Raw genomic sequence first — 13,528 nt, forward strand, 5'->3', positions numbered from 1 at the left:
GTTGGACAAACAGGCAGAGCAGTTCAAGTTACCCGCCCGCCGAGAACGAAGTTACCCAAGGTGCATCAAAGCCAAACCACAGAAGTATGCGACGAGAAAACCTAGTAAAAACAATGCCAGTCAGGCTTAACTGACTGGCATTAGGGGCTAGGTTGGGTTTTTGTTGTTGATGAGTAAAAAAACGGCGACCAAAAGGTCGCCGAAAAGAAAAAGATAACACTACCTCTGTGGCACCCGGTAACGCACTTGCAACTGGTCGAGGATGTGCAGCTGGCCGGGCAGACGGGCGACGAAGTGCTCCCACACCTTGCGGGCGGGAGTGCTCCAGGCCACCTCTGCCGTGGCCAGCATGCGCGGGAACAACATGTAGTCGAGACGATCGCGAGAGGTGATCAGTTCCGACCACAAGGGGCTCAGCACCCCCAGGATGTTATCGTTGGCATGGAAATCGGCCGGGGCAGGATCGCATGCATGCACCTGCGCCAGGTTGAGGGTACCCGCCCAGTAGAGTCCCGGCTCGTGGATGTCCTGACTCCAGGCGAGATCCAGATAGAGGTGCTGGGCAGGCGCCATCACCACGGGGTAACCGGATGCGGCGGCATCCAGGCCGGCCTGGAAGCTGGTCCAGGCGAAGACGGTGGCCTCCCGGCTCACCTTGTCACCGTGCAGTATCTCTTCCCACCCCAGCATCTGTTTGCCCTTGCCTGCCAGGTACTGCTGGCAGTGGCGCAGCAGGTGCCCCTGCAGCTCGCGGCAATCCTGATACCCCTGCTCGGCCATGAGCTGCTGGCAGGCGGGACTGTCGGTCCAGACGCCGGTGGGCACTTCGTCCCCCCCCATGTGAACCTGACTCCCTGGGAAGAGATCGCACACCTCGTCCATCACGGCGTCCAGGAATCGATAGGTGCCGGGCAGGGCCGGGTTGAGCACGTTGTCGTCGAAATATTGCACCGAGAGGTAGCGGGAGCGGTCTGCCTCTTCCACCAGCAGCTCGGGCAGCGCCTTGATGGCGGCGTGACAGTGCCCCGGGATGTCAATTTCCGGAATGATGGTGATGCCAAGCCCGGCGGCGTAGGCGACCAGTTCGCGCACCTCGCTCTGGGTGTAGTAACCGCCATAAGGGTCGGGGCCGCCGCTCAGCTGGGGCCCCACCGCCAGGCCATGGCCGCGCCAGGCTCCCACGGCGGTCAGCTGGGGGAAGGCCTTGATCTCAAGGCGCCACCCCTCGTCATCGGTGAGGTGCCAGTGGAAGCGGTTGAACTTGTAGAGGCTCATCTGCTTGAGCAGGCGCTTGAGGGTGGCGATGGAGTGGAAGTGGCGGGCACAGTCGAGGAAGATGCCGCGAAAACCGAAGCGCGGTGCATCCCGCACCGTCAGGCAGGGCAGGCTCTCTCCGTGTTGCAGCGCCCACTGGGCCAGGCTCACCAGCCCGTGTCGCCAGCCCGCCTCGCCGGCGGCCCGGATGACGATCTCCTCAGGGGTGATGGTGAGCTCATACCCCTCGGGGGGAAGTGTCGCCTCGACGAGGTGGATCTCCGCATCGTGATCCTGGGTCAGGGCCAGGCCCGTCAGCTCGTTGAAATGGGCGAGCAGGGAGGCGAGGGGAACGGGGCCGTCGACGTGGGCCCGCTCGGCCAGCCGGAAGTTGCCTTCTGTATAAATCAGGTGGGCGGGCTGGGGCACGAGGCCGTTGACGGCCTCCACCGGCGGCAGATCGGGGCCCGGGGAGGGCGGGTTGGTCAGGCCAAGGTCTTCCCCCTCCAGCACCAGGGGTTGCAGCTGTCCCTTGCTCTCCAGGCTCAGGAAGAAACCCTTGGGCATATCGGAGTCATGCTTGAGCGGGGTGTTGCGACAGCAGAAGCGCAGCTCGCTCACCCCCTCGTGGGGCACCATGACCTTGTAACTGCCGCTCTGGCGCTCCAGGGCGCCCCCTTCGATCGAGTGGGGATCGATCTGGCGGGCGAGGCAGAAGTGGAGTTTCCAGGGGGTGGCTGGGAGTTGGCTCAGGGTGAAGCGAAACCAGACATCGTCACCGTCACGGTGATCGACCCGGGTGTGGATCAGGGGTGCGGACATGGGAATTCCTCTGATGGGGTGAAGGAAACGGGAACCTGTCCCGCAGGTGTTGTCGGCCCGACCAGGCTCAGGGATGCAGACATGGCAGCGCCTCCGTCCTGGCAAACAGGATGGCCCCCTCCAGCGCGTCGCGCTTGGGGGCGACCAGATGGAAGTGGCCCAGACGGGGGGCGAGGCGCGTGCCGATGCCGCCCAGCAGGGCGATCCGGTCTGCCCCGAGCTGGGTCATGCCCTCCAGCAGCATGCCGAGCTGGGCACAGGTCTCATCCAGCAGGGCGGTGGCGAGCTCGTCCCCGTCGCTCGCGGCATCGAATACCCAGGGGGCGAAGCGGCCATAGTCGGCCGGGATGGCGCGGGCGGCCCAGCGCACCACCTCGGCCTGATCCCGCTTGAAGTGATCCATCAGGCGCACCGCCAGGGTGCTGGGGGGCAGGATGCCGTCGTGGCAGAGCAGGGACTGCTGGATGGCACGCAGCCCGAGCCAGGCGCCGCTGCCGAGATCCGAGACGGGGAAGCCGCGACCCGAGCAGGTGCGAAGGCGTCCCTCCCGGTAGATGAGCCCCGCCGAGCCGGTGCCCGCGATCAGGATGGCCCCCTCCTGGCCGTCGAAGGCGCCGAGGCAGGCACCAAAGGCATCGGAGGTGAGCTTCACCCGCGCAAACGGGAAGGGCATGGTCAGCATGGCGTGGTAGCAGTCGGCGAGCTCGGCGGAGGCGAGTGCGAGCCCGACTCCCATCCGCTGTTCGCTCTCCCTGGGCAGACCCGCGTCGATGCGGGCCTGATCGATGGCAGCCAGCACATGGCCGTGGGAGAGGGCGATGCCCAGCTCCAGATTGGAGCCGGCGGCGCGCCCCTCGCCGAGCAGCTTGCCTGCGTTGTTGCGAATGCGGGCCCGGGTGTGGGTGCCGCCGCCGTCCACCCCGACCCAGAACTCAATCATGGGGGCCTCCCTGCGCGCTTTGCCAGGTGATGGCCAGGGCGAACCAGGCGGCGTGCGGGATCCATTGCTCCCCCCAGCGCCAGTTCTGATCCAGCCGATCCTTGTACGCCTCTGGAATAAAGGCAACGTCATTTTCGTCATCGAAGCCGGCGGTGATGCCGTTGCAGATCCCCCCCTGCGCATTGGGGTAGCCGGCGGTGTATTCCGGGTTGTTGATGCCCTGACCCGCCAGCATGCAGGCGTTGAAGGGGTTTCTCCCCAGGATCCAGTCGAGCTGCTGCTGGCCGAAGGTGCAGAGCAGTGCGCTCTGCCCGGGCAGGTGCTGTGCGGCAGCAAATGCCATGGTAGCGAGCGATGCCAGCCGGGCGTTCTCCCCCTGCCACCAGTAACCGGATTCGTTGTGGTGGGGCATGAAAAAGCTCACCCGGGGCGCCTCATCGACCCCTTTCACATACTGGCGGGCGAGGGCGAAGGGATTGCCTGCCCGGGCCGCGAGAGCCAGCTCGGCCGCCAGGGCCTGCTCGGCGACGGTCCGGGCCGCCCACTGGCGCGCCGGATCCGGCTCGATGGCGAGATACTCCAGCAGCGCCAGTACCGGCAGGCCCGCCTCGGCGGCGTGGTAGTAGGGGCGAGAGCCATCGTCGTTGGCGGCCCAATGGTGGCCGAGATCGGGATGGGCGCGCTGGCGGGCGCACAGCCGGCCAGCCCGATCCCGCGCCTCGGAGAGCCACTCGGCGCCCAGCGTTCTGGTGAGCTCGACCGCCGCCAGCAGGGCGCAATAGTCGTCGATGATGTTCTCGACCCCGTCGTCCAGGTAGGCGAGGTTGTGCTCGCGCAGGTGCAGGTAGCCGCGTCTTGCCGCTTCGGCGTACTGGCTTGTGTCAAGGTCGCCGCCACTCGGTTCCCGGGCGGCGCGGGCCAGGGCGGCGATGGTCATGCCGCCCCCCTGGCGAAAACCCGCCTGCCAGCGGGCGGACTTGATCCCCTGCTGGGTCGCATAGGCGCACAGCTCCCGCTGTTCGGGATCCTTGCTCCACTTGTCGAACAGGGTCATGTAGAAGAAGCCGCTCTCGTCCTGCATCCGGCAGAGAAAATCCGCCCCGTGCAACCCCTCGTCATTGAGCCGTTTGCACAGGTTCATCCCGTCGATGTCGCGACGTGTCGCCAGGAGTTCCCGGCACTTGAGCAGGGACCAGACCACCATGGGGGTCTGCTGGGGATTGAGGTAGTTGGCGTAGGAGAGGTGACTCAGGTACTTGCTCATGTCGCCGCTGGCGTCGAACCAGCCGCCATGTACGTCCCGGCGCTGATCGGTGCCAAAGAGGCGTGCCCTGCGGTCTGCCCGGTCGAAGGTGCCGCTGGCGCGTTGTCCCTTGAAGTAGTGGATGACATCGGAGAGGCAGCGGCGCGCCAGCAGCCCCCGGCCGATGGCAAAGGAGGGGGAGCGCACCAGACGCTCCTGCGCTCCTGTGGTCACGACGGCTTCCAGCCGGTAGTGGCCGGGCTCGGTGAAGGCGGAGAAATCGGCCCGCCAGTAGTGGCGGCCCTGCCAGCCGGGGACGCATCCCGCCGCCACCAGCGGCGTCTCCAGCAAAAGGTGGTCGTCCTCCTGGCGCAGCAACCTGACGTGGCCGCGGATATCGAGGTCGGCGCCGCACTGCAGCAGGGCGCTCTTCTCCCCGTCACATTCGTAACCCACCTGGTTGATCAAAAGTTCCATCAAGGTCTTACTCCGAAGGCTCGCCCCTGGCGGGCGAGGCTCATTGCGGGGCCTTGCGGCCCCGACGCGAGGCATGACCGGGCGATGGCGCCCGGCCGCGGGCCTGCTTACCCCTGTTCGTGGAGGTAGCAGCGCACGAAGTGGTTATCGGCGAGCCGGGTCACCGGCGGCAGGCTCTCCTTGCAGCGGGGCATGGCCTGATGGCAGCGCCCGGCAAAGGGACAGCCACGGGATTCCGGGGTCCAGAGCGGGATTTCCCCCTTGCGGCCTCCCTCCAGCTCGGCGTGGATGCTCTTCTCGGGGTCCGGCACCGCCGAGATGAGCAACTGGGTGTAGGGATGCTGGGGGTGGTGCAGGATCTCGTCCACCTCTCCCCACTCCACCATGTGACCCACGTACATCACCGCCAGATCTTCCGCCACGTAGCGGGCGGTGGCGATGTCGTGGGTGATGTAGAGCATGGAGACGCCGAGCTCGTTCTTCATCTGCTCCATCAGGTTGAGGATGCCGATGCGAATGGAGACGTCGAGCATGGAGGTGGGTTCGTCCGCCAGCACCACTTCCGCCTCCACCGCCAGGTTGCGGGCGATGTTGACCCGCTGGCGCTGGCCGCCGGAGAGCTGGTGCGGGTACTTGGCCGCGGTCGCCTTGGCGGGGGTCAGCCCCACCTTTTCAAGGAGGCCATAGACCATGTCGGGCAGATCCCGCTTGTCGCTCACCTTGCTGTGCAGCAGCAGGGGGCGGGCGATGTGGTGGTAGATGGTGTGGGTCGGATTCAATGAACCGAACGGATCCTGCCACACCATCTGCACGCTCTGGCGATAGTCCAGCAGGGCGGTGCCCTTGTTGAACTCCTCCAGGTCGCGGCCACGGTAGAGGATGCGGCCGTTGGAGAGCTTGTACATCTTGGCGATGATCTTGGCGATGGTGCTCTTGCCGGAGCCGGATTCCCCCACCACTGCCAGGGCGCGGCCCCGGTGCAGGTTGAAGGTGATGTCGGACAGCGCCCGCATCTTGCCGCTCTTGATGGCGTTGGAGTTGACGGCGAAGTCCTTGTAGAGGTGCTGGACCTCGATGATGGGCGCGTCGGTTTGGGCGATTTGCATGACAGACATCCTTAACAGCCAGCGGCCTTGTCCAGATGGATCGGAAGATCCGGTTGTTCCTCTGCTGCCTCATGAAGGTGGCAGGCAGCCTGTTGGCCGGGCCGGATCTCGGCCAGCCGGGTGTATTCCTGGCGGCAGCGCGCGTGCACCTTGGCGCAGCGTGCCTGGAAGCGGCAGCCCACTGGCACCTCCAGCAGGTTGAGGGGGCTGCCAGGGATCCCCTCCAGCACGGTCTTGGGCCCATGCAGGGGGGGGAAGGAGTTGCCAAGGCCCCGGGTGTAGGGGTGCAGGGGCGCGGTCAGGATCGCCTTGGCCGGCGCCACCTCCACCAGTTCCCCCGCGTACATGATGCCGATGCGATCGCAGAACTCGACCATGAGCGAGAGGTCGTGAGTGATGAACAGGATGGAGAAGTTGAACTTCGCCTTGAGCGCATAGACCTTCTGCAAAATCTCCCGCTGCACCACCACGTCGAGCGCCGTGGTGGGCTCGTCCATGATCAAGAGCTCGGGGTTGAGGGCCATGGCGATGGCGATCACCAGCCGTTGGCGCATGCCGCCGGAGAACTGGTGCGGGTAGTCCTTGAGCCGGCTCGGGTGGATGTCGACGATCTCCAGCAGCTCCTGGGCGCGCTTGATCGCCTCATAGCGGGTCATGCCGGGGTTGTGGGCCAAGAGCACGTCGCAGAACTGCTCCTCCATGCGCAGCACGGGGTTGAGCGCATTCATGGCGGACTGGAACACCACGCTCGCCTGGCGCCAGCGGTAGCTGCGCAGTCGCTCGTCGTCGAAGGCGAGGATGTTCTCTCCCTTGAACAGGATCTCGCCGCCGCTGATGTAGGCGGGCGGCTTGTGCAGCCTAGCTACCGAGAAGGCGACCGTGGACTTGCCGCAGCCGGACTCGCCGGCGAGGCCGAACACCTCACCCGGCATGATGTCAAAACTGACCGAATTGACGGCGCGCACGTCGCCGCTTTCGGTGATGTAGTCGACGCAGAGCTGGCGCACCGACAGCAGGGGTTGTTGCGGCTTCATGCTGTCTTCTCCTGAGCAGTGATGGGAGTGGCAAGCTGCTTCCAGCGACGCAGGCCTTTGTGGGAACGAAGCTGCGGGTTGGCGATTTCGTCGATGGCGAAGTTGAGCATGGCGAGGCCCGCCCCCAGGGTGGCGATGGCGAAGCAGGGGGCCAGGATCTCCCACCAGGCACCCACCAGGATGGCGCTCGAGGTCTGGGCGTTGTAGAGCATGATGCCCCAGCTGACCACGGTCGGGTCGCCGAGCCCCAGGAACTCCAGGGTCGCCTCGGTGACGATGGCGTAGATGATGGACCCGATGAAGCTCACCCCGATGATGGAGATGAGGTTCGGCAGTATCTCCACCAGGATGATGCGCCAGGCCGGTTCACCCAGCACCTCGGCGGCGATGACGAACTCCTTTTCCCGCAGGGCCAGGGTCTGGGCGCGGATGACCCGGGCACCATAGGCCCAGGAGGTCAACCCTATGATGAGGGCGATCACCATGGGGGAGGCCTCTCCGATGAAGCTTGCCAGCACCAGCAACAGGGGGAGGTTCGGGATCACCAGCACCACGTTCATCAGGAAGGTGAGGCACTCGTCCACCACGCCGCCGAAGTAGCCGGCGGTGATGCCCACCGTGATGGCCAGGGCGCACACCAGCAGGCCTGCCCCGAAGCCCACCATCAGGGAGATGCGGGCGCCGTTGGTGAACTGGGCCCAGAGATCGTGGCCCATGCGGTTGGAACCCATCACCAGCTCCACGCTGGGGGGCTGGTGGGGGCGGGCGACCCGCTTGGTGGGTTCGTTGCTGGCGAGCAGCGGGGCGAACAGGGCCATCAGCACGAAGGTGACCACGATGGCGAGGCCGAAGGCGGCTTTCTTGTTGCCCAGCAGGATTTTCAAGATAGTCGGCATACGCATCTTATTTGCCTCCTGTACGCAGACGGGGATCCAGGAAGACGTAGAGCACGTCCGCCAGGAAATTGAAGCTGAGCATGGTGATGGTCATGATGAGCAGTTGCCCCTGGATGAGGGGGTAGTCACGGGCCAGGATGCCCTGATAGAGGGTCAGTCCCAGGCCGGGGTAGTTGAAGATCACCTCGGTGATGAGGGATCCGCCGATGACGAAACCGAGCGCCATGGAGAGGGCGGTGACGCTGGGCAGCACGGCGTTGCGGGCGCCGTAGTTGAAGATCACCCGGTTGCTGGAGAGCCCCTTGGCCTTGGCCATGGTGATGTAGTCCTCGCCCAGGAGATTGATCATGTTGTTGCGCATGGTGATGAGAAAGCCTCCTACCTGCACGGCGGCCAGGGTGCCCACCGGCATGATGGCGTGCAGCAGGATGCTCTTGATGTGCTCCCAGCCAAAATCGGCGGGGATCTCGGGGCTGTAGGCGTAGCCGATGGGCAGCCAGCCGAGGCTCACTCCGAACAGGAAGAGGGCGAGCAGGGAGACCACCACGGGGGGGATGGCCTGCATCACCAGGGTGAGCGGGGAGAGGATGCTGTCCATGCGTCCGCCCCGGTACCAGGCGGCGAAGATGCCGACGATGGAGCCGATGGAGAAGCTCAGAATGGTGGAGGTGCCCACCAGGAACAGGGTCCAGCCGATGGCGCGGCCGAGGACGTCGGCAACCGGTTGGGGGTAGTAGCGCACCGAGGTGCCGAGATCCCAGGTGAAGACGCTCTTCACATAGGTGAGAAACTGGGTGCCGATGGGGCCGTCCACGAAACCGAAGGTGGCTTTGAGGGCTTCCAGCGCGGCGGGTTCCATCATGGCGCCGGCCCGGGCAAACATGACGGAGACGGGGTCCCCCGGCATGGCTCTGGGTAGCAGGAAGTTGATGGTGGCGGCCACCAGGAAGGCGACCAGATAGAAGGAGAAGCGTCTAAGTATAAATCCCATGGTGATACCTTTTACTGCAAGCCTGCCCCGCGCCGGGCAAAGCTCCCCCAACCCCGGCAGGTGCGGGGGATGGAAGACATGGCGGGTAAGAGGGCCCCCCGCAGGGGGCCGGGGTGATTAGCTGTTTGGCTTGAGTGACAGCACGTGCAGCAGACGCTCCGGGGTGTCCGGGTGAACCTGCGGCTTGGCGACCGGGTTGTCGGCACTGAACCAGCCATTGAAGCGCTTGGTGCTGTATTCGTACCAGGTCGGGTTGTTGAACACCGGGATGATGGTCTGGTTGGCCCCGACACGCTCCTGGATGGCGAACATGATCTCCTTCTGCTTGGCCGCATCGGCGGTCTGGGTGAAGTCGTCGATCAGCTTGTCGAGCTCGGGATCCTTGTAGCGGGGCGCCGCGAAGCGGTTGCCGCGCTCACCCATGTTGCGGGAGTGGAAGGCGGTCTCGAAGTACTTGTGCGGGTTGGCACCGGCAAAGTAACCCTGCAGGGCGACGTCGAAGTCACCGGTGATCAGGGACTCGGTCCAGACGGTGGCTTCCGGAGTGGCGGTCTTGGCGTTCAGGCCCAGGGCCTGCAGGCCTTCGACCCCGATCTGGACGGTGTTGACCCAGTCGGTCCAGCCGTTCGGTACCAGCACTTTGAACTCGATCTTCTTGCAGCTCGGGGTGTCGAGGAACTTGTCGCCGTCACAGTCCTTGTAGCCCGCCTGTTTCAGCAGGGCCTTGGCCCCTTCCAGGTCGAACTTGTTGTACTTGCCGTACTTCTTCTCGACGTCCGGGTTGTCCCAGGAAGCGAATGCCTTGCCAAGCCCTGACGGGTACTCGTTGACGGTGGGGTAGCCGTAGCCTGCGATGTCCACCATGGACTGGCGGTCCATGGCCATGGAGAAGGCGCGGCGGAAGTTGATGTCGTTGAAGGCTTCGTGGTTGCCCGGGTTCTTGCTCTGGAAGTTGACGTTGAACGCCACTGTGCCGGAGGCGGGGAACCAGTACTTGTTGTTCTTGGGATCGTTGCCGACGTAGAGACGCTCGATGTCCGGCACGAAGGAGCCGAACCAATCCACGTCACCCTTCATCACGGCGGCCAGTACCTGGTCGTTGGTGGCCATCTGCGGCATGCGCAGGCAGTCGATGGAGAGGCTGGCGTTGTCCCAGTAGTGCGGGTTGCGGCACTGGGTGTAGAGCTGGGCGGAGAAGTTGTCCACTTCGGTGAAGGGACCGGTCCCGACCGGCTTGTCGTTGGTGAAGGCCACCGGGTCTTTCACCGACTTCCACTGATGCTCCGGCACGATGGGCACCAGCACCAGGTCGTTCACCACGTTGGTGTTGACCTCGGCCAGGTCGAATTTGACCTTGTGGTCACCCAGCTTCTCGACACCCTTGATCTGGGTCCAGATGGAGCGCTCGTCCAGCGCCTTGTTGGCCTTGACCAGGTTGAAGGAGAAGAGGATGTCGTCGGCGGTGAAGGCTTCACCATCGGACCACTTGACCCCTTCGCGCAGGTCGAAGGTGACGGATTTCAGATCATCGCTGAAGGCGTAGTGGGTAGCCAGACGATAGACGGGTTTGCCACCCTGCATATCGTTGAAGATCACCAGCGGCTCATAGATGAAGTGACGGGTGGTGTGGAGCAGACCCGCTTGCAGGAAGGGGTTGAAGTTCTTGACCCATGCGGTTTCCTGCTGGGCAACCAGGGTCAGCACCGTCTTGTTGTCGGCGGCCATGGCTGTGCCGGTGGCACCGGCAAGCAGAGTTCCCAGCATGACTGAGGTTGCGATTTTGGATACTTTGGCAAGCATATTTTTTCCTTTCTTATTGGTCTTCCATGGTTTTGGAATGGAGCACCGACATCGCATGCTTGGATACCGGCCCTCGCTGTTGGTCAGGTTTTGCACCCTTGTAGTTGTGTCGTCCAACGCCCTTAGAAAAGCAGAATTAACAGGAAAACAACAACTCTTCATTTCGTCGATATCGTAAAAATTGCACGGCGCACGTCATTATCGTCAAAATGTATTTTTAATCCTTTTAAATTATACAGTTGCATTAATTCTCACAAAGTAAAAAGTCACCTTGCCACTCCCTGTGACAACGATAATGTGAGCTGGATCGTGCTCGTTTTTTCCCCGTTGACATGGCTTATTTTTGTGCAGGAAACAAGCGGCTCATGTGGCAGGAGAGAAGTGTGCGCTGGTTCACGGGCGCGTGCGAAAAGAGCAAGGGGAGGTGATCGGTGACGAGGGGCGGGACAGGGGATGACAGGGGGGCATGCAAGAGCCTGACGGGCGGCGGACATTAAAAAAGCCAGTCGGTGAGACCGACTGGCTTTGAGGGGGAGTGGCGTGATTATTCCACCAGGCTGGCCCAGAGGTCGTACTCGTCCGCTTCGTCGATGCGGACCTTGACCATATCGCCGGGCTTGAGGCCGGTTTCACCGTTCAGGTAGACCAGGCCGTCGATCTCGGGGGCATCGGCGGCGGAGCGGCCGGTGGCACCCTCTTCGTCCACCTCGTCGATCAGCACCAGCATCTCTTTGCCCACTTTACGGGCCAGCTTGCGGATGGAGACCTGCTGTTGCAGCTCCATGAAGCGCTGGAAGCGTTCTTCCTGCACCTCGGCCGGCACCGGATCCGGCAGCTCGTTGGCCTTGGCACCCTCGACCGGGCTGTATTTGAAGCAGCCAACCCTGTCCAGTTCCGCCTTGTCGATGAAGTCCAGCAGCATCTGGAACTCTTCTTCGGTCTCGCCGGGGAAGCCGACGATGAAGGTGGAGCGCAGGGTGATCTCGGGGCAGATCTCGCGCCACTTCTGGATCCGCTCCAGGGTGCGCTCGACGGAGCCGGGGCGCTTCATCAATTTGAGGATGCGCGGGCTGGCGTGCTGCAGCGGGATGTCGAGGTAGGGGAGGATTTTGCCGTCGCGCATCAGGGGGATGACGTCATCCACGTGCGGGTACGGGTAGACGTAGTGCAGGCGCACCCACATACCGAGCTTGGCCAGCTCTTCGCACAGGGCCACCATGCTGGTCTTGACCGGCATGCCGTCGTAGAAACCGGTGCGGTGCTTGACGTCCACGCCGTAGGCGGAGGTGTCCTGGGAGATCACCAGGATCTCCTTCACGCCAGCCTCTTTCAGGCGCTTGGCTTCGGCCAGCACTTCGCCGATGGGGCGGCTCACCAGATCCCCGCGCATGGAGGGAATGATGCAGAAGGTGCAGCGGTGGTTGCAGCCTTCGGAAATCTTGAGATAGGCGTAGTGGCGCGGGGTCAGCTTGACGCCGTGGGCCGGCACCAGGCTGGTGAAGGGGTTGTGGGTGGGTTTTTCCACGTATTTGTGGACGTGGCCCAGCACCTCTTCATAGGCGTGGGGACCGGTGATCTCGAGCACCTTGGGGTGGATCTCGCGGATCTGGTTCTCTTTGGCACCCAGGCAGCCGGTGACGATCACTTTGCCGTTCTCGGCCAGGGCTTCACCGATGGCTTCCAGGGACTCCTGCACCGCGCTGTCGATGAAGCCGCAGGTGTTGACCACCACCAGCTCCGCATCGTCATAGCTGGGCACCACGTCGTACCCTTCGGTACGCAGCTGGGTCAGGATGCGTTCGGAATCGACCAGGTTTTTGGGGCATCCCAAGCTCACAAAACCAATCCTTGGGGGATGAGACCTAATAATGCTGGAAGTCGCTTGTTGGACAGGTTGGTTGTCCAATGGCTGAGCCTGCGTGGTTGCAGGCGTCAGGCTGTCTGAGCTGGGGTCAAAACGGTTGACAGTCATAGGGGGTCGCTGGTCACTGATGCAAAAAAAGATGGCGGATTATACCTGATGAGCAGGAAAGAGGAAGAAGTGATGTGTGTATTTTTTGACCTGCCATATTAGGTTTCAATGCACGATATTTTGTGTCTTTTCCTGAGAGGTGAAGATGATGCGCTCATCAACGACAGGGGCCTCGGTTACGAGTTCTGCCTCTAAGTCTTCAAGCCATCTTCGGCCGCCAGCATGTGCGGGAGACCTACATCAAGCAGTCCAGTACTGCCGTTGATTGCGACCGGCAAAATGAATCGCAGCTTGCTGATGATCCTAGCGTTGTTTCCTGATACCACGGTTCGGAACATCCTCAATAGTTCAGCCCTCTAGGGTCGCTACTAGTTCAGATATGGCGATGGAGTAGATAACTACTATCCATCGCTGTTGATTCTAAATGCTTCCAGAACACGCATATGGCCTCCGCGAGTGGTCAGAACACCATAACCACCTGCTTGGTTTGGTGCGCTCTGGGACCTAGAGTGCAGCCATGAGTAAGTAGGTAAGAAAACGCAAGGTGGTGTCTGAGAGTAATGAAGTCTCATATCATACTAAGTAATAAAGATTCATACTGAATATTAAAGCATCACGCAGACATGTTAGTTTTAGAAAGGTGCTAGCCGCTCAGCTCTAGGGAAAGTGCGAACAAGTATCCCACGAACAAAAAATGAAAATTTTAGTCATTTAATATCAATGGGTTACCAGTAAATGCTCTCGTGCCATATGACTTATTCGCACCTTCCCTAGCTGTGCGGCCATAACTACTGCGACGTCCGGAAATTTATCGATGACCTAGCAGTTTAAATAGCCATGTTTCGTCACTAAATAACTGATCCCAATAGTGCTACACCTTCGCTGTGCCATAGCCATTCCCCGGGAAAGGAGACACGGTATCCATGAAGTGTTTCACTCGGGCCAGCAGGTTTGCCATCCCTCTGCATTGATGATTGCGCGTGATGGTTTCAT

The 13,528-nt window shown here is 62.4% G+C and carries 9 protein-coding genes and 1 pseudogene; all 10 read right to left on the reverse strand.

Annotated elements, in window-relative coordinates:
• Positions 1-219 precede the first annotated feature (219 nt).
• A complete protein-coding gene (locus J9892_RS14370; RefSeq protein WP_113977759.1) occupies positions 220-2,076 on the reverse strand; it encodes a beta-N-acetylhexosaminidase in 1,857 nt (618 codons plus the stop codon).
• A gap of 67 nt (positions 2,077-2,143) precedes the next feature.
• Positions 2,144-3,016 (reverse strand): BadF/BadG/BcrA/BcrD ATPase family protein, encoded by an 873-nt coding sequence (locus J9892_RS14375; protein ID WP_113977757.1) that lies wholly within the window; start codon positions 3,014-3,016, stop codon positions 2,144-2,146.
• On the reverse strand, positions 3,009-4,736 hold the full coding sequence (locus J9892_RS14380; protein WP_210538533.1) for a glycoside hydrolase family 9 protein: 1,728 nt from the start codon (positions 4,734-4,736) through the stop codon (positions 3,009-3,011). The genes J9892_RS14375 and J9892_RS14380 overlap by 8 nt, the downstream gene beginning before the upstream one ends.
• Before the next feature lie 107 nt (positions 4,737-4,843).
• Complete coding sequence (locus J9892_RS14385) at positions 4,844-5,842, reverse strand: ABC transporter ATP-binding protein (RefSeq protein ID WP_039040529.1); 999 nt, start codon at positions 5,840-5,842, stop codon at positions 4,844-4,846.
• 11 nt (positions 5,843-5,853) lie between these two features.
• Positions 5,854-6,876 (reverse strand): ABC transporter ATP-binding protein, encoded by a 1,023-nt coding sequence (locus J9892_RS14390; protein ID WP_109422553.1) that lies wholly within the window; start codon positions 6,874-6,876, stop codon positions 5,854-5,856.
• The gene (locus tag J9892_RS14395) at positions 6,873-7,778 is read right to left on the reverse strand and encodes an ABC transporter permease (protein ID WP_010673904.1); all 906 of its coding nucleotides are present in this window, start codon (positions 7,776-7,778) and stop codon (positions 6,873-6,875) included. Before J9892_RS14395 ends, J9892_RS14390 begins: the two co-directional genes overlap by 4 nt.
• A 1-nt stretch (position 7,779) precedes the next feature.
• Positions 7,780-8,763 carry an ABC transporter permease gene (locus J9892_RS14400; RefSeq protein WP_010673905.1) on the reverse strand — a complete coding sequence of 328 codons (984 nt, stop codon included), beginning with the start codon at positions 8,761-8,763 and terminating at the stop codon, positions 7,780-7,782.
• A 117-nt stretch (positions 8,764-8,880) separates the two neighbouring features.
• Positions 8,881-10,563, reverse strand: a complete 1,683-nt coding sequence (locus J9892_RS14405; RefSeq protein WP_039040531.1) for an ABC transporter substrate-binding protein — start codon at positions 10,561-10,563, stop codon at positions 8,881-8,883.
• 544 nt (positions 10,564-11,107) lie between these two features.
• Positions 11,108-12,535, reverse strand: coding sequence for a 30S ribosomal protein S12 methylthiotransferase RimO (rimO, locus tag J9892_RS14410; RefSeq protein ID WP_234921231.1), 1,428 nt, complete (start codon positions 12,533-12,535; stop codon positions 11,108-11,110).
• An 871-nt stretch (positions 12,536-13,406) separates the two neighbouring features.
• Positions 13,407-13,528 (reverse strand): annotated as a pseudogene (locus tag J9892_RS14415) (IS630 family transposase); the annotation flags it as partial.

This window comes from Aeromonas sp. Prich7-2 (assembly GCF_017939255.1).
GTDB lineage: Bacteria > Pseudomonadota > Gammaproteobacteria > Enterobacterales > Aeromonadaceae > Aeromonas > Aeromonas caviae.